The 25387-nt window shown below is 35.9% G+C and carries 23 protein-coding genes and 1 riboswitch; of the genes, 8 read left to right on the top strand and 15 right to left on the bottom strand.

The window, feature by feature from the left end:
• Window positions 1-12: 12 nt before the first annotated feature.
• The 4 genes from G532_RS0100580 to G532_RS0100565 form a co-directional block, all read right to left on the bottom strand.
• The gene (locus tag G532_RS0100580; protein WP_035512338.1) at window positions 13-1389 is read right to left on the bottom strand and encodes a TrkH family potassium uptake protein; all 1377 of its coding nucleotides are present in this window, start codon (window positions 1387-1389) and stop codon (window positions 13-15) included.
• Window positions 1390-1565: 176 nt separating this feature from the next.
• Window positions 1566-1991, bottom strand: coding sequence for a YwpF family protein (locus G532_RS0100575; RefSeq protein ID WP_027963022.1), 426 nt, complete (start codon window positions 1989-1991; stop codon window positions 1566-1568).
• Window positions 1992-2091: 100 nt separating this feature from the next.
• Window positions 2092-2622 carry an HD domain-containing protein gene (locus G532_RS0100570; RefSeq protein ID WP_027963021.1) on the bottom strand — a complete coding sequence of 177 codons (531 nt, stop codon included), beginning with the start codon at window positions 2620-2622 and terminating at the stop codon, window positions 2092-2094.
• Window positions 2623-2744: 122 nt separating this feature from the next.
• A complete protein-coding gene (locus tag G532_RS0100565) occupies window positions 2745-4097 on the bottom strand; it encodes an MFS transporter (RefSeq protein WP_027963020.1) in 1353 nt (450 codons plus the stop codon).
• 148 nt (window positions 4098-4245) lie between these two features.
• On the opposite strand from G532_RS0100565, the gene G532_RS0100560 reads away from it, so the two are divergent.
• From G532_RS0100560 to nfsA, 3 genes are read left to right on the top strand one after another with little or no spacing between them, the layout of a single operon-like run.
• Window positions 4246-4863 carry a hypothetical protein gene (locus tag G532_RS0100560; RefSeq protein ID WP_027963019.1) on the top strand — a complete coding sequence of 206 codons (618 nt, stop codon included), beginning with the start codon at window positions 4246-4248 and terminating at the stop codon, window positions 4861-4863.
• Window positions 4853-5722 carry a methyl-accepting chemotaxis protein gene (locus G532_RS0100555; protein ID WP_027963018.1) on the top strand — a complete coding sequence of 290 codons (870 nt, stop codon included), beginning with the start codon at window positions 4853-4855 and terminating at the stop codon, window positions 5720-5722. The genes G532_RS0100560 and G532_RS0100555 overlap by 11 nt, the downstream gene beginning before the upstream one ends.
• The gene (gene nfsA, locus G532_RS0100550; RefSeq protein ID WP_027963017.1) at window positions 5719-6456 is read left to right on the top strand and encodes an oxygen-insensitive NADPH nitroreductase; all 738 of its coding nucleotides are present in this window, start codon (window positions 5719-5721) and stop codon (window positions 6454-6456) included. Before G532_RS0100555 ends, nfsA begins: the two co-directional genes overlap by 4 nt.
• 45 nt (window positions 6457-6501) lie before the next feature.
• Here the strand turns inward: nfsA and G532_RS0100545 are convergent, their stop codons facing one another.
• Window positions 6502-8886: a penicillin acylase family protein gene (locus G532_RS0100545; protein WP_027963016.1), complete on the bottom strand. Its 2385-nt coding sequence runs from the start codon at window positions 8884-8886 to the stop codon at window positions 6502-6504.
• Between the two features lie 150 nt (window positions 8887-9036).
• On the opposite strand from G532_RS0100545, the gene G532_RS0100540 reads away from it, so the two are divergent.
• Window positions 9037-9693, top strand: coding sequence for a hypothetical protein (locus G532_RS0100540; protein WP_027963015.1), 657 nt, complete (start codon window positions 9037-9039; stop codon window positions 9691-9693).
• Window positions 9694-9970: 277 nt separating this feature from the next.
• Here the strand turns inward: G532_RS0100540 and G532_RS0100535 are convergent, their stop codons facing one another.
• From G532_RS0100535 to G532_RS0100505, 6 genes are all read right to left on the bottom strand, one after another.
• On the bottom strand, window positions 9971-11962 hold the full coding sequence (locus tag G532_RS0100535) for a methyl-accepting chemotaxis protein (protein ID WP_027963014.1): 1992 nt from the start codon (window positions 11960-11962) through the stop codon (window positions 9971-9973).
• Window positions 11963-12107: 145 nt separating this feature from the next.
• Window positions 12108-12677, bottom strand: a complete 570-nt coding sequence (thiT, locus tag G532_RS0100530) for an energy-coupled thiamine transporter ThiT (RefSeq protein WP_027963013.1) — start codon at window positions 12675-12677, stop codon at window positions 12108-12110.
• A gap of 80 nt (window positions 12678-12757) precedes the next feature.
• Window positions 12758-12858: riboswitch (TPP riboswitch) on the bottom strand.
• A 400-nt stretch (window positions 12859-13258) separates the two neighbouring features.
• Window positions 13259-13954, bottom strand: coding sequence for a PepSY domain-containing protein (locus G532_RS15545; RefSeq protein WP_027963012.1), 696 nt, complete (start codon window positions 13952-13954; stop codon window positions 13259-13261).
• 140 nt (window positions 13955-14094) lie between these two features.
• Window positions 14095-14925, bottom strand: coding sequence for a PepSY domain-containing protein (locus tag G532_RS15540; RefSeq protein WP_156882502.1), 831 nt, complete (start codon window positions 14923-14925; stop codon window positions 14095-14097).
• A gap of 73 nt (window positions 14926-14998) precedes the next feature.
• Window positions 14999-16348: a sensor histidine kinase gene (locus G532_RS0100510; RefSeq protein WP_027963010.1), complete on the bottom strand. Its 1350-nt coding sequence runs from the start codon at window positions 16346-16348 to the stop codon at window positions 14999-15001.
• Window positions 16332-17033, bottom strand: a complete 702-nt coding sequence (locus G532_RS0100505; RefSeq protein WP_027963009.1) for a response regulator transcription factor — start codon at window positions 17031-17033, stop codon at window positions 16332-16334. The genes G532_RS0100510 and G532_RS0100505 overlap by 17 nt, the downstream gene beginning before the upstream one ends.
• A gap of 101 nt (window positions 17034-17134) precedes the next feature.
• Between G532_RS0100505 and G532_RS15735 the strand changes: the two genes are divergently transcribed.
• Both G532_RS15735 and G532_RS0100495 read left to right on the top strand, forming a co-directional pair.
• Window positions 17135-17434, top strand: a complete 300-nt coding sequence (locus G532_RS15735; RefSeq protein WP_084500450.1) for a TIGR04104 family putative zinc finger protein — start codon at window positions 17135-17137, stop codon at window positions 17432-17434.
• A gap of 14 nt (window positions 17435-17448) precedes the next feature.
• Complete coding sequence (locus G532_RS0100495) at window positions 17449-17847, top strand: thiol-disulfide oxidoreductase DCC family protein (RefSeq protein ID WP_027963008.1); 399 nt, start codon at window positions 17449-17451, stop codon at window positions 17845-17847.
• Window positions 17848-17896: 49 nt separating this feature from the next.
• On the opposite strand, the gene G532_RS15535 is transcribed toward G532_RS0100495, so the two are convergent.
• The 4 genes from G532_RS15535 to G532_RS0100475 all read right to left on the bottom strand — a co-directional run bounded on the left by G532_RS15535 (window position 17897) and on the right by G532_RS0100475 (window position 23059).
• On the bottom strand, window positions 17897-18634 hold the full coding sequence (locus G532_RS15535) for a CAP domain-containing protein (protein ID WP_027963007.1): 738 nt from the start codon (window positions 18632-18634) through the stop codon (window positions 17897-17899).
• An 88-nt stretch (window positions 18635-18722) separates the two neighbouring features.
• Window positions 18723-19922 (bottom strand): cystathionine gamma-synthase family protein, encoded by a 1200-nt coding sequence (locus G532_RS0100485; protein ID WP_035512337.1) that lies wholly within the window; start codon window positions 19920-19922, stop codon window positions 18723-18725.
• Window positions 19923-19998: 76 nt separating this feature from the next.
• Complete coding sequence (locus tag G532_RS0100480) at window positions 19999-21204, bottom strand: M24 family metallopeptidase (protein WP_035512387.1); 1206 nt, start codon at window positions 21202-21204, stop codon at window positions 19999-20001.
• 175 nt (window positions 21205-21379) lie between these two features.
• Window positions 21380-23059 carry a PucR family transcriptional regulator gene (locus G532_RS0100475; protein ID WP_027963004.1) on the bottom strand — a complete coding sequence of 560 codons (1680 nt, stop codon included), beginning with the start codon at window positions 23057-23059 and terminating at the stop codon, window positions 21380-21382.
• Between the two features lie 203 nt (window positions 23060-23262).
• Here G532_RS0100475 and G532_RS0100470 point away from each other — a divergent pair, with 203 nt between their 5' ends.
• On the top strand, window positions 23263-24261 hold the full coding sequence (locus tag G532_RS0100470) for a permease (RefSeq protein ID WP_027963003.1): 999 nt from the start codon (window positions 23263-23265) through the stop codon (window positions 24259-24261).
• Between the two features lie 12 nt (window positions 24262-24273).
• The gene (locus G532_RS0100465) at window positions 24274-25350 is read left to right on the top strand and encodes a TIGR03943 family putative permease subunit (protein ID WP_027963002.1); all 1077 of its coding nucleotides are present in this window, start codon (window positions 24274-24276) and stop codon (window positions 25348-25350) included.
• Window positions 25351-25387: the final 37 nt, after the last annotated feature.

Below are 25387 nucleotides of genomic sequence, written 5' to 3'. Positions count from 1 at the left end.
TATTTTAACTCATTACCCGATATTTATTTTTTCTTTAGGATATCGGTAATTATGAGTTTTCATTCCTCGATTAAACGAGAACAAAAACGTTAAGATGCCAATACGCCCAATTAGCATTAGGGCTATCAATAACAGTTGACTAAAAGTGGATAATTCGTTGGTAATACCCATAGACAGTCCTGTTGTACCAAAGGCTGAACTCACTTCAAAAATAATACTCGTTAATGTTAAATGACTATCGATCGCTGTTATCATAATCACTACACTGAAGAACATCAACATCGCTAACAATGTAACTACTACTGCTTTAAATAAATCATTTTCTTCGATTTCTCTTCCAAAGATACTTACTCTACTTCTTCCACTTGCATAAGTAAGAATGAAAATGATTACTAATGCAAATGTAGTAGTTCGGATCCCGCCACCCACACTACTTGGAGAGGCACCTATGAACATCATAGCTGAAATAAACAAATTTGTTTGTTCCGTAAACTCGTTTACGTCCATCGTTGATAACCCACCACTTCTAGCTGTAGTTGATTGGAACAAACTATAGAAGAAGGTTTCATGCCAGGACTTATCTGCAAAGAAGTGGTTAAATTCTAAGATAATAATCACTACAAATGAAAAAGCTAATAATACAAAATAAGTTAGAGTAGTCAGTTTTGTAAATAAGGAAAAACGCTTTAGATTACGTTCCTCTTCTGTTGTTTGAAGATATTCCTTCACCTCAATTAATACGGGAAAACCAATGGCACCTGAAATAATTAAAAGCATGTGTACAAACTGAATAAAATAGTCATGCTGAAAGGATTGTAATGAGTTACCAGTTATATCAAAACCACCGTTTGTTGTAGCACTTACAGCAGAAAAGAAACCATGGTAATATGCTTCTAGAATGGAGTCATAGTAATTAAGATAATAAGTACCTAATATAAGAAACCCTATTAACTCAATTGCAACTACAACTAAAAACATTTCTTTTACTAGACGAACAATCCCAGAGATCGACTTTGTATTTTGATCTGTCATAATCAGACGACGTTCTTTAAATCCGATTTTTTTTCCTAGTACAATCCAAATTAATGTACCTAAAGCCATAACACCTAGGCCACCTATTTGAAGCGCGATTGCAATCATAAATATCCCAAACACACTAAACGTGTCCGCAGTAGTTACCACAGTTAATCCTGTAACACTAACAGCACTTACTGCCGTAAAGAAGACTTCCATGAAATTTAATTCCACACCATTTTTTTGTGAAATTGGCAATGCAAGTAAAATGGTGGCTATTGTAGCCGCAATTAAATAATACAAAGAAATCAGTTGCACTGGAGTAAGTTTGTCGATAATTGATTCATTCATTTTTAAGTTTTTAATTGGGTTCATAACGCGTTTCTCCTTCAAACAGATCGTACCTATGTACAGTTCCTATCAAAATTTACTTCCTAGAGAAACACGAAAAAGTGTTTAAAATGTAAGAATGTAAAAGACATCCATACTTTTATTATCGGCTAACGAAAGTATGGATGAATAGTTTGATAGGAATTTTATAAAAATGTCGATTAAAATAAACTTTCTTGATTCTTTTCTCTGAACTTCTGGAGTAGTGATTCTCCTTGATAACCCGCTTCGATCAAATCTTGAAGTGTTTGTTCGACTTGTTCTCTTTCACGATTTACCATATCACCTACTAGGACTACGTTCATATCGTCTTCTATCTCATGAACACCTTTAATATGAACTAATATAGTTGCCTTAGGGTTTGAATCTTTTGTAATTCTAACTTGAACAACAAATTCTTGGTTCTTTTCTTTCTTTTGCGTGAAATAATCATAATACTCTTTAGGCATGTAAGCTTCAATTAGCCATCTACCTTTTTCTATTTCGCGGTCTATAATTAATCCATCGAACATATTAATGGTTTTGTTGTTTAGGTCTTCTCCAGATCTTTCTAGAACTTCTAATGATACTAATTTAAACGTCTTCATCCAATCTTCCCTTCCTTCAAGAAGTGTTAGACTTTCAATACTATATATTATATAGGAAATACTAGGAAGACTAAAGGATATTTAAAAATCTTCTTCTTTTTTAAGAAGGTTCCAAAGGGCGTCTGGATTTTTCTAATTGCTGATCAATTTTTGATAATCGTCGATCAGCTTCTTGTTTACTCATCTTATGATTGTGGTGCTCTCCTCCAGGTAACTCATCCATTTCATCTGCTTCGAAGACCACTCTTTGTAATGGGGTCCTTAACTCTTCAGCTTTGAATGGTAGATAAGAATCCGTATGCAATAGAATGGCTATTGATATTTCTTTAGCAACCACTCTGTTCTCTCCTATGCGAATTAATAATTTATGAGCTCTTTCTGCTCCTTTTATTGCATGAATATCATGCTTTCGATACTCTTTGTAATCCCACTTCCCATCACGGTACCATTCATAATGGCCGATATCATGAAGTAAAGCAGCTTTTGTAGCTAATTCTGCATTCACTCTTCTCTCTTTTGCAATTTGAAACGCATTCTCTGTAACAGAAACTGCGTGGTGCACTCCAGAACGCCTCAAATATTTTTGAGTGATTGGATGATTAAATATATCAATTAGACGAACCTCTGTCATTTCTGCTCACCACCTCAGTAAATTTTATTGAATAATATAACATATTGTGTCTCATTCGTATAAAAAATTTATAAAATAAAAAAACATTAACTTAAATTGCGTTTAAGTTAATGTTTCCCCAATTATTTATATACCAAACGAAAGCTACCTAAAGCTATAAATATTATTACCATAAAAACTAAAAAGATATTACTATACACAGCACTCGTACCATTTATTGCAATTAAATTAGCAGCTTGATGTGGTTGAAAGATATCTAAAATCACTCCTACAACTGCAGCACTTAACGCACCAGAAACAAAGTTCATTAGATTAAATACTCCCATACCTACGCCTGTTTCATTGGATGGAAGTAAGTTAGCTAAAAGATCCGCACCTGAAGCCTGAACTAATGGGAAACACATCATCGGAAAGATCAACGTTAAACTCAGAGCAACAGGGTGTAGTCCAACAGTAGAAGATACTACGAGGAAACCACTACCAAGTAAAAGCAATGCTAGCATATAAATCTTCCGAGCACCTTTCTGATCAACAAGTCTTCCTCCCTTTCGACCAATAAGAGCTGCACTAATGGCTCCTGGAAACATAACCATACCAATTTGCATGGTCGATAACGCATAAACTTCACGTAGTAATATAGGTACAGTAAACATTAATCCGAATAAGCACGCGACTGCTAAGAAACTTGTAAATAAAGCAATTACGTAATTTCGTTTTTTAAACAAGTGTTTGGGTATAAATGGATTTTTTGCTGTAAACATGCGAACAATCACCAAAATAAAAAATACAAAAGATAGAAGCAATGTTTCCAAGTAGCCTAATGTAATTCCCATTATTAAGGAGATGATTGTAACTGCTACAAGAGCAGCCCCAAGATAATCTAGTTTAACATTAGTTGATTCTTCATCTGGTAGATTTTTTCTAAGGAATGGTAACGTAATGATAATAAATCCTGAAGTCAAAAACAGGTATTCCCAAGATAAATACCCCGCGATAATTCCCCCTAGGATTGGTCCAATACCAGAAGCAAATGCCATCACCGAAGCAATAATACCTAAAATTTTCCCTCTTTCTTTAGGGAAATATCTTAAAGGTGCGATAAATGCCAAAGCTGGAATCATAGACCCACCAATTGCTTGTACAACTCTTGCAGCTAACACAAAAAAGTAATTAGGTGCTAGAAAACCAATAAATGAACCAATTGCAAAAACGGTTAAACCAAACGTTATTAATGTCTTAAAGGCAATAGTATCTGCCAATTTCCCATAAATTAAAGCTCCAACAGCATAAATCATGATATACCCAGTCATGACCCAACTTACTTCGGAAGCTGATAGTTGAAAAGCTTCTGCAATATCAGGAATTGCAATATTAAACATTGTTCCATTCATGACCGAAAACATTAAAACAAAGCAAAGCGAGAACAATAACATTTTAGGATTAGCAATCTTTGATTGTTCTTCATTATGTACCATAGATTCACCTCTTTTATAACCTAATATATATTACCTGTAATATTAGCTGTAAACAACCATTCTGCTTATTAGAAAAATCAAATAATTGTATTCAGTTTACCAGACCAAAATGTTATAGTAGTAAATATATGGATGAGGAGGGTTTACATTGAACCATTATGAAACTATTGAAAAGGATCGTTTGAGTAAGAAAAATAGACTAATGTTTTGGTTTTTAGTTGCGATGACATTGATTAGTACTGCTGCAAATTACATACAAGGATTAGATACATCTGTACTTGCAACTGTCTTTTTTGGAGGTTTATTTTTTGTATCAATTATTGGGTTGCTACTATTTTTAAATAAAGGAGACCGCGTCATTCCCTACATAGCAATCTTAGGTTTAGCTAGTGTTCTTGCACTTGTGGTTTTAGAAGTAAGTGTTTCTACACATAATTTTGGCTTACTATTATTTTTAATTGTAGCTGCTGGGCTTTATATGAGTATTCCTTTACTTCTTACAGGTTTAATAACATCTCTGGTGATATTCCACGCATTTATTTATTTACATGGAGACGTTTTAGACCTAAATTATACAACGGCGCTCGCAAACATATTATTCGTTGCAATCCTTCTCTATGGATTACAATTAATCACAAAGGACAGTGATCAAAAAACTTTTAGAATTACAAACGTTAAACGAAGAGAGCTTAGAAAAAGAGGCCATCCAGAAAAAACATATCGAAAAACAAGTACATATTATAAAAGACAGTATGATGGCTATTGAATCACAGTCTTTTAGCAATCAAGAAGCACTTGATGAAATGAACAAAGCTATACAAGAAGTTGCCTCTAGTACGGAAACGCAAACTGCCGAAGTATTTAAAGTAACAGATGCTGCTACAGAGACAAGTTTGCAAGTAGATGCTATGATGGCTGAATTAGAAAATGTAAAACAAGAAACGGTTACATCAGCAAAACAAGCAAACATCGGCAAGGAAAATGCTAGTATACTTGAAAATAAAATAAAAATGTTCGAATCACAAATGAATGATATGCTAAAGACATACGACCAGTTACATGAAAACGTAGATCGTTCCGTAACTTTTATTGACTCTATTAAAAATATTACAGAGCAAACTGGCCTACTTGCACTGAACGCTTCCATTGAAGCAGCACGTGCCGGCGAACACGGAAAAGGGTTTGCTGTTGTAGCCGAGGAGATAAAAAAATTAGCAGACCATACCGAACAGACTGCCTCACAAATATCCAGTAACTTAACTACCATGCAGGTAACAAATCAGAATACAAATAAACAACTGGAAGGTTTGCTATTAGAGTTAAAAGAGAATATTGAGTTAACACATGATAATGAGAATAAGTTTGTTAACTTAGAAAACCACACGAACCAACTTCAGAAGCTTTTAGAGGACTTCTCAACATCTGCTGAACGCGTACGTAGTTTTACAAGCACAATCAACCAAGCTATGGATCAAATTAGTGGCAATATCGAACAGTCTACCGCTTCTGTTGAAGAGATATCCGCAACGGTTCATGATCAATCAACACAGAACAAACAATTACACCAAGAGATTGCTGCCACAACAAACGCTGTGCAACAACTCACCAAGGAGGAAGTCAATTGAATACCACCATCGAACAAATTTTAAATCATCGTTCCATTCGACAATTTAAAGATAAAAAACTAAGCTCAGAACAAATTGAAACAATTATATCTGCAGGACAAGCAGCATCTACTTCTAGTTATTATCAGGCGTATTCTATTATTGGTATTACTGATCCCGAAAAAAAACAAGCTTTAAAAGAGGTTAGTGGACAGCAATACGTTGAAAATAATGGTCATCTCTTTGTATTTTGCGCAGATTTACAACGAATCTATCAATCTCAACCAGATGAGATTCAAAGTGCCATGAGAACCAACTTACAAAGCACAGAGTTCTTTATGATGTCAGTAATTGACGCCACCTTAGCTGCTCAAAATTGTGCCCTTGCAAGTGAATCAATGGGCTTAGGCATCTGCTATTTAGGAAGTTTAAGAAATGACATACAACAAGTTAATGACCTGTTAGAACTCCCTTATTATGTTACACCACTCTTCGGATTAGCTGTAGGAGTTCCAAAAGAAGATACTGACAAAAAACCAAGATTACCATTTCAATCCATCTACCATGAAAATGTTTATGTAAACAACCAAGAGGCAGTTGAAGCATTCGATGAAACAACAAAAGAATATTATCAGTTGCGAGGAAGCAATACACGTGAAGATACATGGTCAAGTCAGATAGGAAGAAAATTAAAAACTCCTATGCGAATGGATGTAGCAAGTTTCATTCAGTCTAAAAATTTAAATAAACATTAATAAAAAGCAGTAACACTCCTAAATTGGAGCGTTACTGCTTTTGCATTATCTTGGTTGTAATATTAACTCAGAACCTTCATATTCATCCATACTTGTTTGATGATAATTTCCTTCTACCCAGTCAATGATTTGATCATCATACCATTCACTTCGATAATGACCTGATTGACCTGGACCTACAATATGAGATGCAGATTTTAAATCTTGTAAATCCGTCACAAACCTCCAGCTTGCCCCGTGGTCGACTATACCATCTTCTCTAAAAGAGGCAGCCATTACAGTTACATTACTTCCACCAACAGGCACTGGGTCCTGTTTATTGAAAAAACGATCCAGGATGAATGTACTCGATAGCGGGTGTTCAAAATACACTTGGTGATATTCACCCCACTCCCATTCATTCACATTCGAACCTTGCATATCATTAATTTCTTCGATTGTATTGGTGTAAGCATCTGTTATGACTGCTTCTAATCCACCATTTTTATCCATCCATATCACTTCTTCATCAGCATAAGCTGCTCGGATCATTTCATCCGTATTTTGACCGCTACCTTTAAACATAGACAATAACTCTTCAGGGATCTCATCTTCATATAAAATCTTTTCTATATTCGCCAATAGTCTATGGAATACTAAAGGTGCAGCTTCGTTCTTATTATCTTCATACTCCCACTCCAACAATTCATCTAAAGCTTCCTCTTCCATCTCAGTCAGCGATTGTTCTTCTAGAATAGTAAGAAAAATTGGAACGAACTCTCTTGCTTGTAAATTCATTTGATCCATTTGCAAATCTTGCATATCTTCTTTCGTTAAATTATTACGTGCATCTAAAAATTCATGTATTCTCGTATAACGATAAGGTTGTGCCCATACATGACTAATATGATAAGGGTATACATCTGATATAATTTTATTATTTGCTGTAGCTACAAATCCTTTTTCTGGGTTAACGACTGTTGGTAATTCATCAAAAGGGATGTAATCATTTAATGCATAAGATGAATCCCAACCAGGCATTGGCAATAAGGCATCTTCTGGCTGATCATAAATCGGTATTTTCCCATTTGCTTTGTAAGCTATGGTTCCATCATCTCCAGCAAAAACAAAGTTTTGAGCTGGAGCGTGAAAATCCTCTAAACTTGTTTCAAATTCCTCCCAGTTTGAAGATTTATTCATTTGTAACACTGCTGCCAATTCTTTCGTTGCATCTAGTGCTGTCCATTTCACAGATAATGCCGTATTAGATTCTAGGTTTTTTTCTTGATTTGCAAATTCTGAAATAATCGGACCATTAATCGTTTCAAGCACCTCATATTCCAATGGTTCTTCTCCATCGATCTCAATTGTTTCTGTTATTACATCAGCATCCACCCATTCCCCGTCGTACTCAAATTGATGGGGATCTGATTCATTTCTTCTTTCTAGGTATAACTGTTGTACATCCGGGCCGACATTTGTTACACCCCAAGCAACATGTTCGTTATGGCCCAGAATAACGCCAGGAATCCCTGCAAATATGACCCCGGATACATTATAATTATCTGACTTCAAATGAACTTGATACCAAATGGAAGGAGTCGCTAATCCCAAATGAGGGTCATCTGCTAAGAGCGGAGCACCAGATTCAGTCTTATCCCCACTCACTACCCAGTTATTACTTCCGTTAAATGGATGTGGCATTGGTGCTTTTGCTAGACTTGAAGTTATATCCACATACTCTTCATCTTGAATATTTGTTAATGCCCCTTCTGGATATGTAGGGAACAACTCATACGCTTCTTCTTCTTCAAACTGGTTCAAAGCATAATAATTAAAAGCTTGTCTTTCCCAGTGTCCTCCTAAGTCAAAAGCCATAAATTTCCCAATGGTTAAGGAGTCAAGAGGAGTCCATTCACTCATCTCACCAATTCCAATCAATGTAAACTCAATAGGATAGCTATTATTATCTTCTGCATGAGTAATAAACGCATTAACACCTTCTGCATATGCTTCTAAAGCTTGCATAGACTCTTCATCATATTCTTCCAAGGATTTCTCTGCAGCTCTTCTAAGACCAAGTGTACGGAAATATTTATCCGTTTCTAATGCCATCTCTCCAACAACTGCGCTAAGCTCACCAGAAGCTTGCCTACGAGCCATTTCCATTTGGAATAACCTATCTTGTGCAGTTACAAAGCCTTGAGCATAAAACAAGTCCTCATCACTATTAGCCTCTATATGCGGAACACCATGTTCATCACGAATGACTTCAACAGCTTCATCAATCCCGTCTAGAGTAATTTCCCCTTCCGTTTCAGCAATGGAACGATCAATGTAAGCGTTTGCATATAAAAGTGCAGAAACAACCCCTATCGCTAAGATCGTTACTAGAATTAAACTCCATTTCACCCATTTATTCATTCTTGATTTATTTTTGCTACCTTTCATCGCATTCTCCTCCTTATTATTATAATAATATAAATTTTCAATAACTTTAACAATTTCTTGTACTTTATTAAATTTTATTTACTTATAAGTATAGTTAAACTTATAATACGAAGGGATAGTATTGTGAATGTTTAAATTGAGGTGAACCCATTGAACACAAAAAAGAAAGCATTGATCGCTGGGTTAATCATCGTTGTTGTTTTATTAGGAATCGTTTTCTACCTTTCGTACTTGGGTCTGAGGGAAAATCCTGAAGAGGCATCTAAAGTTAAAGAGGAAGCTGAAGTCTATTTAAATGAAACGTATGATCAACCAATGGAAATAGTTGATACATTATTAGATAATACTGGCGTATATGATATATTTCGTTACGCTGCAATTGTGAATGTTCCTGATCACGATAATTATCGTGTTTTAGTATATAAACACAACCAAACGGGGGAATATACGGATAGTTATATTGCTGAAATGTTTGAATATGAACTAGAAGGACTACTACTTCCTGAATTAGAATCACATTTTGGTGAAGATGTAATCGATGATCTTTGGATTACTTATCCAAAAGATATAGGAGATCAACTTAACCTTAAGCCCGATGACCAACCTTCATTAATAGGCAAAGACGCCCACCCTGTCGTTAGAATTACGTTAAACAGAGGACATGAAAATTCGGATGAAGAAGATTTAGATTCTATAATAAAAACCATGCAAGAAGATTTTGAAATCCCATCAGGTAACGTAACCTTAACTTTCCAAGATAGTTCATTTATTTTCAAAGACAAAAATTTACGGGAAAGTTTTGATTAGCCTAGTTGCAACATAACTTTAAGATAAATTGAAGCTGGGGAAAAAAGTGTCTGTAGTCATGATTAATCCGAACAAAGCTCATAAAAAGCGGATGAAATAGACGGAGACTCCTGGTCGGCTACATTCGGTCACGTCCTGTAACCAACGCCGACACTTGAGCGTCCAGCTCTTCGCGGGAAATAGATATCTTAAAAAAGAATTAGAGGGTAATGTCACGTGTGGATGACATTACCCTCTAATCTTATTATGTTGCTTTAAACAGATACTACTTCTATACTTACGTATTAAATTTTTTCATTTCATTTTGTAAATTGCCTGACACTGTCTCTAAGTCTTCGGCTAATTGGTTCAACTGTTCCATCGAGGAACTCATCTCTTCTATAGATGCAGTTACTTCCTCTGTCCCAGCAGCTGTCTGCTCTGTAACGGAGCTGATTTCTTCCATACTATGACTCAATTCATCTTTCTTTGTAACCATTGATCGCATCGAATGAATTATTTCTTCAATCGCAGCATTGTTTTCATTTACTGTTTCATAGGTCTGCTTAAACGCTCCTTCAGTAGAATCTACTACATCACTTTGTTCAGTAACGATAGTATCTGTCTTCGTTACTAGAACAGCTATTGTATCCGTTTGTTCTTGCATACTATCTACCATTGTAGAAACATTTTCTAAAGACTGCTCTGTCTGCTCAGCTAGTTTCCTAACTTCATCAGCAACTACAGCAAATCCTTTTCCAGACTCTCCAGCCCTTGCAGCTTCAATTGCAGCGTTTAACGCAAGGAGATTAGTTTGACCAGCAATATCAGAAATGGTGTTTACAACCTGATGTATATTACTAGATCTTTCTTGCAGAGAATCGATCGCTACACGCATTTCAGATGCCATCTGGTTTGTTTCCTTAGAGTGATTTCTAAGCTTCTCAACTGCCTCCATTGCATTTTTAGACCTTTCAATTAGCTGATTTGAATTTGTTTGAATCGTTTCACTTTGGGAGACAACATCGTTAATCTGATTGTTCAACTCACCCATATGATTATGATTACCTTCTACCAATTCAGCTTGATTACTGGCACCTGCAGCAATTTGTTGAACTGTATGTGATACTTCTTGAGCTGCTGCACTATTTTCTTCAGCGTTCGCAACAACATTTTGCGCTGAATCACTTACTGATTCTGAGGATTTATTTATATTTTCTATTAAAGAACGAACATTATTGAGCATTGTTTGAAAAGAAACGCTTAACTTTCCTATCTCATCTTCTCGATCAAGTGCCGGGTTGACAGTAAGATCTCCTTCGCCTGCTTTACCCATATTTTCTTGTAGGTTTTGAATAGGTTTTGTAAGTCTTCTAGTAACAACTAATGCAATTAAAAATGCAACTATAATCACACCACCAAGTACGATTACGATTGGCAGTACGATTTGAATGCCTTGACTTCTTAATTCCTGTACCGGCATGGAACCAACCAGCTTCCATCCAGCTTCTTCATTGGTTACAAAAGTAATCATCTGTTCTTCCCCGTTCACATCTTCATTAATGGAGCCAGAATCTTGGCCCATTAGAGAGGAAAAATAAGAGCTATTTTCAGCTGACTCAAAATGGAGTTCCTCATTTGGGTGGGTTAAATAGTTACCTTCAGGGCTTACTACTGTTACATATCCTGACTCACCAATTGTTATCTCGTTAGCCAAGTCTAATAACATGTCTACGGTCAAATCAATTGCGAAAACTCCCTCAATTTGGCTGCCATTTGTACTCGCACGGCCCGCAGTAACAACCACTTCACCAGTAGCTGCGTCTACATAAGGTTCCGTCCAAATAGTTTCTCCTTCATTTTCTACTGCGGCTTCATACCAAGCACGATCACGCGGATCATAGTCATCGGGTAAACTAGTACGTGGATATAAAAGCATGTCTCCATTTTCTGATCCAAAGAAAACATTTAAGTAATAAGGGCTACTAAACTGCAATTCTCGAAATCTGCTATGTACTTCATCTTCCATGAATTCGTAGTTATTAAATAATGAACTTTCAGATACGCGATAAATATTATGTTCTACATTCGAAAATACCGCATCAAATGAACCGTCTAATGCCTGCATCTGGCTTGCAACATTTTCACTACTATTATCATAATTTTGATTCATCGCAATCCAGTAACTAGTTCCAGTTATAACCGCTCCTGTTAAAACAATTAAAGCAATCATTGGTATAAGGAATTGACGCTGGATACTTTTTGTGAAAAACCGTCTTACTTTCTTCAATTGAACACCCCTTTTGACTAAATAGTTTAATATTTCGATATATATTACTTATCGGATAGATCGTCTAGGATTTTAGTAGGATTATTCTAAAATTAAATACTTATAAAAAAATATCCCTCCTCTAGCTGGGTAGAGGAGGGATATTTTAAATTTCTTTAAATAACAGTTTTGGTCTTGTAATTAAGATAATAATGAGAATCACTGCTGACAATATAAACCCTGGAACTAAGTATGTTGAATTGTAAATTAGGGAATACATCCAAACAGATTGCCCCTCGGGAGCTAAATATCCAAAGAAGATGATTCCTCCTGTAAAGTGAGAAGCAAATCTTAGAGCAGTTCCTAAGAAGACACCCGCGATCACATAAGAGATAATTTTTTCGCGGTTTGCTTTACGAACTGCATCCCATAGTGGCGCAGAAAAGATTCCTGCAAGCCCTAATACCGCAAAGGCTAGGATGTAGTCTAGAAATGCTTGGAACCAATCGACAATATACCCACCAAAAAGCATATTCATGAACCCAAACAATAAACCACTAATTATTCCAGCTTTCATTCCCCATCTAAATGCGATAATAAAAATAGGAATCATCGCAAATGATACAGAGCCACCTTGAGGCCAAATAGTAAATTGTAGTCCTGGTATAGTATCAAGTAAAAATGCCAGTGTTGCGAAGACAGCTATTTCTACGATCATTAAAGTTCTTTTGTGCATGCTGTATTCCTCCCCTTTTTGTTTTAAAACACAAAAAAAGCAATACACGGGAGGCTCTATCATGGAATCCCAGCATTGCACCATCGATAAAGCCACATCCCTACGCTAGTACTAACTAACAGGTTCGAAGGGTTAAGAACAATTGTTCAATCTCAGCCTTTTGGCTCCCCTTGTGGACTTTTGTATTATACTTTTCTTGTAGTTATATATTAACAAACTTGTCGCCTATTGCAAAGCTCACTTCTAAGCAATATATTTTCAACTCTTGCATTATCATATATACTTTACTTATAAAAGGAGTGATCGTATGAGCATAAAGTCTAGCATTTACCGATTCCTTAGGATATGGAATGACGTTGATGCGGTCAAAAAAGGCAGAGTAGGAAAGCGTGTAGGAAGACGTGTCGCAGGAAGAGCCACTGGCAAAGCTCTCAGGAAACTTTTTAAATAAAATTGTTTATTAGTCTGCAATAATTATAACCGTACTAAATAAAAACTTCGAACTCATTCCAAGTATGTTTTGGAATAGCTCGAAGTTTTCTTGTATAGCACCTGATTACAACTCTAACTCTATGGTTTCATTAGTCATCATATTCTACATCCAGGACTTCACCTGTGTGCGCATCTAATTTAACTTCAACCTCTAAATCATTACCTTCTATCTCCACTTCGTATTCATACCGACCTTCGTCTCGATCCAGTTCCACATCATCAATGATTCCATCCCCATATTGTTTAGCGGTTTCTATTGCTTCGTCTTTTGAGATAATGCTATGTGGATCGGTACTTTCTTTTTGTTTCGTATTTTTATTTTTTTCATCTTCATTTTCTGAAGAAGATTGCTCTGACTTTTTTTCTACCTTAAATTCGGTTTTATTGTCAGTATCATCGTTGGTAGTTGTAGATGATTGATCTTCATTTTTTTTAGTGAAATTCAATACTTTTCCTGAGTATGCGTCTACATAGATTTCATGTTTCACTGAACCATCCTTAACTTCCACTTCGAAATATACGATACCATCCTCCTCATCCAACTCTATTTCATCAATCGATCCTTGAACTTGACCGTGAACGATCTCTTGTAATTCATCAAACCCTAACATTTTATTTGTATCCATTGTCACTTTTTTATCCATCTCTGTATCTAGATCTTTTGCGAAAACAGCATTTTTATTTTGGGGGTTTGTTTGTTGGTCACTGCTCATTGCAGAAGCGCCAATTGTCCCGCCTATTGCAACGGTGCTTGCCAGTGTGCCTAACATTATAGATTTCTTCATAGGAAATTCTCCTTTATTAAAATAATTGTTAACTACAATTTATCCTTTCCAGATGAGAAATCAACTAACATCAGATTAGAATTCGATGAGAAAAAGAAAAGATCTACAAGCATCAGCTTATAAATCTTCTCAGACTTCTATTAATCATCCCAAAGAATTGACTCGACTTCCCCAGTATAAGCGTTTATTTGGATATCTGCTTCCAGGTCTTGTTCATCGTTGTCAATTTCGATAATGTAAAACAATGTTCCATTTATTTCTTCCAATTCAACATCTTCCACTTCTCCATAAAATTCTTCCAAAGCAAGTTCTATAGCATATTCGCGAGTAATCATTGTATCAGTTAATACCTCTTGTCGATTCTCAGAAATCACATCTCCTGTTTCTGCATGAAGGACAAGAAACACATTTTCAGCCTCTTTTTCTATCTCTACTTCGTAAATGGGATTATCTCCCTCCGTAAATTCGATTGAAGTAATGTCTCCATCATAACGATCTACAATTAACTCTCTTACTTCCTCTTCTGTTAAAACCTCAACCTCTTCATTTTCATCTTCCATCTCGTTGCTTTCTGATGAAGAATCGTTACTTTCTTGTTCCTGTTCATCCTGGTTAGAATCAGTATCTTCCGCTTCATCTATTTGTTCTTCCGTTACCTCGTCAGATTCTACTTCTTCTTCTTCTGTTTCGTTCTGTTCCACTTGATGGATGGACCTTACTTTTCGATTCATTTTATCTACTTCTACTAAATATAGTCCCGAGCTAGTTTGCAGCTCAACAAAATACATTCTATCTTCCTCATTCATCTCCAATACATCACCCTCATATTGGCTCAAAACAAACTCTTCCGCCTCTTGCTCTGTAAGCGGCTCTGCACTTGAATTGCCAAACACGAACTGCTGGATAATGAAAAAGGCTACCACTGATAACAATGCTCCACCTAGCATCCATATAAGTCTTTCCTTTTTCACATGATCACCTAACTTTTCTGGGTATTTTCTTCAGTATAAGTTATAGAGATTAAAATTTACTGAGAAAAATTCATTATTCTCCAATTTCAAAAGTCAATGTCACCTTCGTGCCAATTCCTTCTTGACTATCGATTTTAATTTCTACATGAAGTGCCTCCGCTATTTCTTGTGCTAGAGATAATCCTAAACCAACTCCACCACTTTCTCTATTCCTCGCTTCATCTACACGATAAAACCGGTCAAAGATTTTCTTTTGTGCGTCTTCTGGAATTCCAATCCCATAATCAATAATAGTTAATTGGGGTTGGTTAACACTATTAAGGTAAACATCAATTTCTTTTTCGCTGTATTTACACGCATTGTCAAAAAAGATATAAAGTAATTGTTTTAATTTCTTTTCGTCACTTACTACTTCTACATTTTCTTCATAAGCTACATTTATCTTTCTATTATAAGCATTTTCAATATTTTTACTTATTTCTTGAACCACCATTGTTAAAGAGATATTCTCTATTTGTAAATTCCAATCTTGATCTCGCTTAGCTAATAATAGAAGTTGTTCTGTGAGGTCTTTCATTCTTAAGGACTCTGAATGTATTGCTTCTACAGCCTCTTCGATTACCTCAGGTCGTTCTAACCCTCTTCTTTTTATTAAGTTTGCATAGCTTTCAATGATTGTAATAGGTGTACGGAGTTCGTGTGAAGCATTTGAAACAAAAGCTTCTTGTTTATCATAGTTATCTTTTAATAAGTCCATCAGTTCGTTATACGTTTTTCCTAATGTGTACATTTCATCATTTGATTTCTTTTGAAGTGGAATATGTTTAAAGGTATTCTGTTGTCTACTTTCTTCCATAGTCTGAATAAATGATTTGATAGGTCTTACAATAAGATCTGATAATATTTTACCTGATATAATAATTGGAATTAATGAGATGAATACTACGATAAATAGAACGAGTTGAAGTGTATTTAGATTATCATCCACTGCTTGTAAATTCTCTACAACTTGAACTTGTACGACAGAACCATCAACCCATATAACCGGTCGTTGTATAACAGCAAGCTCTATACCTTGTTGAGATAATTGTACAGATTGACCTGTTTCAAAAGTAGGAATACCAATCTCTCTTAATTGTGATTGCTCACCAGCAGCTACTGTACGAATCGTTTCGCCGTTTTCATCTATAATACGAACCATTCCGCTAGAAGGAACTACCGCTCGTAATAGTTGATCAACAGAGGTGGAATCATTTGCTTCAATGATCGTTTCCATAATACTCTCCGCTTCAGACTCTAAACGATCTACCTCGCGATCATAAGTAATTTGTGAAAACGTAATATAGATGATGATTGCTAATAAACTAATAACCGTAATAAATAAAAGTGTGGAATAAGCAAAGATTTTATTTCTTAGCTTCATTTGATTCTTTCATTACATAACCAACGCCACGAACCGTATGAATAAGAACAGGTTCATTTTCTTGGTCAACTTTCTTTCTTAAATATCTTATATATACATCCACCACATTTGTATCCCCGACGTAATCAAAGCCCCACACCGTGTCTAAGATTTGTTCCCGGGTTAATACTTGACGATTATTGATCATTAAATAAACTAACAAATCAAATTCCCTTGGGGTTAGTTCTATAAAACGTTCCCCTCGACACACTTCTCTAGTGGACTCATTTAAGGTCAGCTCATTAAAAGAAAGAACGTCTGTCAATTCTTCTTCCTGATCAGATCGTTGTCTTAAAGCTGCTCGAATCCTAGCTAATAATTCTTCTATTTCAAAAGGTTTTGTTATATAATCATTCGCACCTAAATCAAGTCCAGTAACCTTATCTTCTATTTCATCTTTTGCTGTTAACATAAGGACAGGAGTTGCTTGATCATCCTTACGAAGTCTTCTAAGCAATTCAACCCCGCTCATTTCAGGAAGCATGATATCTAATAAAATTAAATCCCATTTTTTCATTCGGAATTGTTCTAATGCATCATAACCAGTCAAGGCTTTAGTTACCTCATAACCTTCATATGTTAATTCTAGTTCCAGTACACGGGCTATTTTCTTTTCATCTTCTACAACTAAAATGGAATGACTCATTTACTATGCACCCCTTTCACGCGAGTATAACGACAATTTATAGATAAATTATTACCTCTTATGATAGCATATAGTTAGAAGGAACAAAGGATGTGAGACTGATGTTTGTTTGTGAAAATTGCAATTATACATTTAGTTATAAAGAATCACTACCGTTCAGTTGGAAAACTCGAATAGGGTATCCGTGTCCTAATTGCAAAGAAACGCATTATTATACAGCTGATAGCAGAAGAAAATCAATGTACATCACACTTGGCGCAGTGGTTTTAATTATATTTTTGAATGCGATTGATTTACCTTTTGTTACTATTTTTGCAATTGGAGCTATTATGATTGCTTTTTTAATCTTACTATCGCCTTTTACAATGAAGATCACGCGTAAAGAAGAACGACTCTGGTAGAGGAGGTGTTTGAAATGAGGAAAATAATTCTATTTGATGGGGTCTGTAATTTATGTAACGGGATTGTCCAATTTTTAATCCGCAAAGATATGAATGATGAATTACGTTTTGCTCCTTTACAAAGTCATTTTAGTCAAAGGTTGCAAGAGAAAGTCGGAATTTCAACTAAGGAAGATTCGATTGTGGTCATTGATAATAATAAATGGTACACAAAATCTAGTGCAGCTTTGATTATTTGCAAATACCTCCCCAAACCGTGGAGTTATTTAAAGTTTCTCTTTATTATTCCAAAGCCTATTAGAGATCGTATGTATGAATATGTCGCCTACAAGCGTACCGACTGGTTTGGAAAACAAGATGCATGTATGCTTCCAACTCCTGAAACGGAGAAAAAATTCTTGGTAAAAGAATAATAATTGAAAGAGAGCTAACCATTTTCAATAAATGATTAGCTCTTTTTGTCTATCTTGCAATAAACATTTGCGTCCAATACGGGTTCATACTTCCGCTATCTTCATACCCTACTCCGATATGAGTCATATTCCCATTTAGAATATTAGCTCTATGACCTTCACTGTTCATCCAATTTCGAACCACTGATTCCGCTGATTGTTGTCCTGCAGCGATATTTTCAGCCGCTGTTGTATATGAAACATCGTACTGCTCCAACATATCAAATGGAGAACCATACGTTGGCGAAGTATGACTAAAATAATTGTTGTCTGCCATATCAACAGACTTACGTTGAGCGACACTTGATAATTTCGGGTCAAGTTGTAACTCAGATAACCCATTATTTTGACGTTCCTCGTTTGTCAATCGTACGACTTCTTCAATTACACTCTGATCTCCTTGCATTGCAGGATCATTAGTTCCAGGTGTCTCTTGTTCAGATTCATCTTCAGATTCCTCATTGTCATTATTACTTTGTCGCTCATCACGTTCTAAGATATTAGGAACTTGGTTTTGGCGATCTCGGTTACCTTCACTATAATCATCAAATAAGCCAGAACCATCTCTTTCAGAAAAGTATCCTTCACTTGATCCCTCTTCATTCTGTTCCACGTCACGTGGTTCTCCACCAAAGCCGATTCTTTCCACATTTGGATCCGTATCACCACTACCTTCAGGATCCATTTGACAAGCTGATAAAACAAATAAACAAATAAGCATTGCTATCATCCATTTACTTTTACTCATATAATACCTCCATCCTTTTCACCTAATAGGATGGCTGTAAAAAATCAAAATATAATCAGTAAAAAATGGTAAGGCAATAATTCAAATTTTATGCTTTTTGATATATTTCTTCAGGTAAGCTTTTGAATGCTTGATCCAAGTCTTCAATGAGATCATCAACATCTTCAATACCAGCTGAATACCTCACTAGTCCTTCAGGTATTCCCATTGCTGCACGTTCTTCTGGTGTACATTCCACGTGACTTGTTGTTCCAGGTGGCCCTATGATTGTTTGCACACAACCAAGACTAGCAGCTCTTTTTGCTAATTTCATTTGAGGAAGCAAATAATGAAGTGTTTCCAATCCACCTTTTACAGCAAAACTTAAAACTCCACCGAACCCCCTCATCTGTCTTTTCGCAATATCATGCCCTGGATGGTCTTCAAGGCCAGGGTAATAAACATCTTCGACTAAATCTAATGTCTTCAAATATTGTGCTACTCGCATAGCATTTTCATTTTGACGCTCTATACGTAAGTGTAAAGTCTTCATGCCCCGTAGTAACAAATAGGCTCCCATTGGATTTAAAGTAGCTCCATTGATTTCACGATAATGATAAACCTGCTCGATTAATTCTTTATCTCCACAAACAACCCCTCCTAATGCATCGGAATGGCCACCTAAAAACTTCGTTGCACTGTGAAGTACTAAATCGACCCCTAAATCTAAAGGAGTTTGATTTACTGGTGAGGCAAATGTTCCATCAATAATAACTAATGCATCGACTTTTCTCGCAGCTTTAACCATTCTTTCAATGTCTATAATTTTAAGTGTTGGGTTAGTCGGGGTTTCAATGTAAACAACTTGACAACCTTTTAGCACTTCCTTCTCTAACTCATCATGGTCTTCGGTTTCACAAAACACTACGTCTACGTTAATTCTTGGAAGAAACTCAGTAAATATTTTATTTGTTCCACCATACGTGTCCTTTATGCTAACCACTTTATCTCCTGGTTTTAAAAACGTATAAAGTGTATTGGATATTGCCGCCATCCCTGAAGAAAAACTGGTCGCAGCTTCTGCACCTTCTAATGCTGCCACCTTGTCTTCAAAAGCTTGAGTAGTTGGGTTCGTATTTCTGCCATAAATATGACCTTCTTTTTGCCCGGTAGCTACTTGATACCATTCTTCTAAATCATCATAATTATATGAAACACTGTGAACTACAGGGACTTGTGTAGCTCCATACCTGAGTTGCTCTGCTTCTCCGGCCCATAATGCTTTAGTACCTAGTTTGTGATCTGACATGATCATAACCTCCTCTATCAAATTCATTATTTTATCGATAGGAAGACTTGGCGTATGCCAAGTCTTCTGAACATATCTAACTTATAATTCCCTTCGATTGATCAGGCAGTTGGTAAGGGCTTTGAACAATCAATTCTCTAGATAAGTTTGTAAAAGATTTTGCCCCTGTTTTTGTTACATAAAATGATTCACTTGTTTCTATTCCGTCGTGATCAAACCATAATCCTGGAATAAAATGAAATGTCATGTTTTCTTCTAGTACTGTATGATCACCTTTTCTGATGCTTGCTGAATGCTCTCCCCAGTCAGGAGGATAATTTAACCCTATCGAATAACCAAGTCGCGATTCCTTTTCGATCCCATACTTACTTGTGGATTCTCTCCATTTCGCTTCTAGATCTTCTAAATAAGCACCCGGTTTCACTACTTCCATTACTTCTTCTATACCTTCCTTCACGATCTCTGATAAGCGATCGAGACGTTGGCTAGGTTGCCCAATAGACACTGTTCTTGCCAGTGGCACATGGTATCTTCGGTAACACCCCGCTAATTCGATAATTACTGCATTGCCATCTTTGAAATTACTATCTGACCATGTTAAGTGCGGTGCGTTCGTTTTTTCGCCTGTTGGTAACATAGGAACGATAGAAGGATAATCTCCGCCGAATTCTTCTGTCCCATGAATTAGTTCATAATATATTGCAGCTGCAGCATCACATTCACGTGAAGCAGTGTGAATAGCATTTACACCAGCGTGCATCGCATTTTCAGCAATAATTCCCGCCCGTTTCATAAACTCAATTTCCTGATCCGACTTAATTATCCTGATCCAATTAACTAAAGAGGTAGCATCAATGAAACTTGCGAAAGGTAACTTTTTTTGAAGTGTTAAAAATGCTTTTGCTGAGAAATAATATTGATCCATTTCTACACCTATACTTCTTCTACCTTGCCCAATTTCGTTCAAGATTTCTGCCATAAACTCCATTGGATGGAATTCTGTTGAGTGAACATAGTAATCAGAGTAAGAAATGATATTTTCATCATACATCCATGTTGTAGCTTTTGCACCACTAGCGTCCATTAAACGACCGATCCATATCGGTTGGGCTTCATCAATAATTACTATTAATGCTTGGTGTACATAAAAAGACCAAGCATCATAGCCAGATAAATAGTTAATGTTAGCTGGGTCGGTGATAAATAAAACATCAATTCCTTTGTTAGCCATGCTTTTCTTGGTCGCTTCTAAACGTTTCTGATACTCTTCAATATCGAACATAAACACAAAACAACCCCCTCTCAGATAAAACAGAATAATTATATATCTGTTCATACTATTATATTTGGAAACGCTTACAGGTGTAATGTACAAAGTGTATGAATATTCAAACTATTACACTGTACAATTTTTAAACCATTTCCTATCATTCGAGAAGGTTCTAGTTATTATGTTATTATTCGATACGCTGAAGTTTATACAGACGGACACTTAATTCTAATAAAAAGGAGTCATCCGCATTCACTAATGTTAAATTGGTAAGATTTTCGATATTTCTGAGCCGATAAAGTAATGATTGCCTATGCAAGTTTAAGGCCCTTGCCGTTTGACTGACATTTCCTTTAAATTGTTGATATGTCATAAAGGTTTCCATAAGATTTGTTTGTCGTTTAAAATCGTAATTCACTAATGGAGTGACAGTTTCTGATACCAATTCATTGATCTCTTCATGCTGATTAAGTTGCATGAGCAATCGATTGATTCGAGTTGCTTCAAAAAATGTTCTTGCACCAAAACCGTGTTGCTCCGTTTTAATATTTAATGCTGTTCTCGCTTGGTGATAACTATCGTAAAAGCTATTAAACCCTTGTTTTGCAAAGCCAATTCCCCAAGCAAAATCAAAAGTGGATAATTGAGCATGAATTCTTCTTTCCACCATATCCAAAAAATGATTAACTGTGTCACGGTAACTTCCTTCATCTACTTCTAAAAAGACTATAATTTCACCGCCATCAAAGCTTGATAATGTCTTTCTATTTAGATGGTGACTTGCATTAGTAATTTCCTTTTGTACATAGTAATTTAAACTGTGAAGGGAAGATTGATTCGACTGATCTTCTGTCCTTTCGAATTCGTCACGTCCTCCACCTTTCTGAAAATCTCCTACAATACATACATAGGCTAAGGATAAGTCATATCCCAAAAGTTCTCCTTTAGATAACCACTTTCCATCTAAGTTGGTAACGTCTTTTGCAAGAGATAAAACAAAATTATCTTTTAATCTTATTTCTGTTAATTCCACAGCATTTTCTGTTAAGAAAAATAGTGCAAAGGCCGTTAGTCCATGTTCTAATGCGTGCATTGTAAACCAGTCTAGTAACCCAGTCTCTGAAGGCATAAAGAGTAGGTATCCTTGTTTTTTTCCGTTTGAATAAATGACTAACTCATAGCATGTTGAATTATTAATTTTATATTTATTCACATGGTGATAAAGTGGATGGTCTGAAACGATTAATGATTTATCAGTTATTTTTTCAATTTCTAAATCGTTAAACCCATTTAATGCATCAATAATGGTGTCATCAAAATCATAGTTCGCCCTTACTTGTTGCCTGGAATCGCTAATTGCAATTGGGATTTTTATTGCATCATATAAAATCTTTACAAGCTCTTGTAGTGAGCCGCCGTTTAGTACTTCGTTCGTGAGGTGTTGTCGCAATGCCTCTGATTGAGCTCTTTTCTCATCATTAAATTGATTTACCTTCGCTAATATGTCATGAATAATATGAGAAAAACGAATGTTACCAGAAATTTCTAATATGATAAATTGCTGATCACGCGCCATTTCCTTTACTTGGTCGGAAATATTCAATATATATTGACCCGTAGCAACTACTAATGCAGAAGCTCCAGAGTCAATAATATCTTGAACAAAGCCTTCAAATGATTTACTTTGTTGGTGACAACCAGCACCAGTCGTTAATATAATTTCATGCTTCCGGTAAAAGTTTTCTACTGGTGCTTCCATGACAGAAGCCCATTCCACATCGCTTTCATGTACTTGATCCTCCCCAGCATGGACTATCGCCCCTTCAAGCGTTGGAAGTGACAAGATATCTTGAACATTTACCCCCATTAACAACACCTACTTTTTACTTATTCTTCTATATGTTTTATTATAAAGAACCCCATTAATGACAGTCAATTTTGAAAATTCAAACGTGATTTTGTTCATTGTTACAGTTACATAACAAATATCAAACTGTATTTACATTTACATCCTTTCTATAAGATAATAATTTATGAACAATGGCCAAATTAAAGGGGAATACATACATAATGAAGCGTTTTTTTAGAGAAGGAGCGATCTACGCCCTACTTTTCCTCATAGTTTTCGTTTTTCTATTTGCTGAATTCATCAACTTAGATGAACGGTTAACTATTTCATCTCGCGTTCTCGATTTTAATACGATTTTCTTAAGTATTTTTTTAGAAGCTATACCTTTTGTTTTACTTGGGGTATTTGTGTCGTCCATCATTCAAGTATTCGTTTCAGATGAAACAATTAAGAAGTACATACCTAAAAACCCAATTGGAGCCTTGCTTCCTGCAGTAATTGCTGGAGCTATCTTTCCTATTTGTGAATGTGCGATTGTACCAATCGTGAGAAGATTGATTCAAAAAGGAATGAAGCTTCATGTCGCAATGGTAATTTTGGTTTCAGCACCGATTTTGAATCCAATAGTCTTCCTGTCGACTTTTTATGCTTTTCAAACCAATATGGTTATTGTTTGGGGAAGAATGGGACTCGCTTTTCTCATTGCTATGTTGGTCGGCTTAGTAATTTACATGCTTTTCCGTAATCGATTGAATCCACTTCGATCTGAGTTCGGAGCAATAACTTCAGAATCTAGCAAAGACTTGCCTATGAAGCAAAAAATAAAAGATATCTTCTACCATGCAAGTGATGAATTTTTCACGATGGGAAAGTTTCTTTTAATCGGTGCAATGTTTGCAAGTTTCATCCAAACATTTCTTCCACGAGAATTGCTCGTAGGTTTTGGAATGGACCCTATTTTGGGACCAGCAGTTATGATGGTACTAGCTTATTTTCTATCGTTATGCTCAGAGGCTGATGCATTTGTAGCTGCTTCATTGAATCAAATCTTTTCCCCATCAGCGATTCTCGCATTTTTAGTTTACGGACCAATGATGGATTTAAAGAACACATTATTAATGTTAGCCTATTTTAAGACTAAGTTTGTACTAACTCTAATTGCTGTTGTAACAGCGATTGTTTTCCCGACAATATTACTGTTTCAAGCATTTTGGTATTAAGGAGGAGTTCATTTGAGTAAATCAGCACATATATTTTTAAGAGCAGTAATTCTACTTGGCTTTACCTTATTGTTATTTAAATTAATTGTAACTGGTGATATTAGTAGATTTATTGCTCCCCGTATGATGCCATATTTCTATTTTGCACTTGTCGTAATGGCAGTCTTAGGAACTATCCAGCTCTTTAGAATAGACAATGAAAAAGCTCATGACCACGATCACCATGAAGCGTGTAATTGTGCACATGACCATGACTTTAAAGGGTCTAAGAAGAAGTTCACCTTTGTTTATGGACTATTTGTCATACCTATATTCTCAGGTCTATTATTTTCAAACCATGCATTAGGTAGTTCTCAAGCAGAGATTATGGGTTTCAAGCATGAATTGCGTCAGGCGTCTGAAAGTGGAATCTATGCTCAAGAGGTAGTACCAGAAGATGAGGAAGAAATCGAGAGTGATACAAAGATTTCTGATAGCGAAATCTCAGATGGAGATATGGTAGAAGCCCATTCGGATGATGAGTTTGACGAATATCAATCAGAAGATGTGCATGGCTCCGGTGAAGAGGTTGGATATGAAGATGCAAACCTAAGCACTAACCAAACGAACCAAGAAGATCAAGATGACGTTTATGAAGAGACTGGCCTTCAATATTTGACTCCAAGCGTCATGTACCCTGAACTCGACCAGAGATTGCGAGAAGCCGAACATATTGAAATTACTGACGAAAACTATATAGGTGTGATTTCTCTATTAGAAGAAGATCCTTCCGCTTTTGAAGGTAAAACAGTATCTTATATTGGATTTGTGTTTCGTGAAGGGGATTTTAAAGAAAATCAAGTAGTAGCAGGCAGATTCGGAATCACTTGTTGTACAGCAGACGCTGGAATTTTTGGATTGATTGCTACTGATGAAAGATTTCAAGATATAACGAATGACACATGGGTAAGAATTACTGGAACCCTTGGAACAGAAGAATATCGTGGATGGCAATTAACGACAGTAGAGCCAGAATCAATTGATGTAGTTGAGGAACCAGATAACCCATATGTTTATGAACAATTCGACTATGAAGAGTTTTTTGAATAAGCAATACTGTTTTCACAGAGTAGAAAAAACGGTTGGC

The organism is Halalkalibacillus halophilus DSM 18494 (genome assembly GCF_000423105.1).
GTDB lineage: Bacteria > Bacillota > Bacilli > Bacillales > Alkalibacillaceae > Halalkalibacillus > Halalkalibacillus halophilus.
The sequence above is the reverse complement of the archived record's forward strand: the minus strand, read 5'-3'. Positions and strand labels throughout refer to the sequence as shown.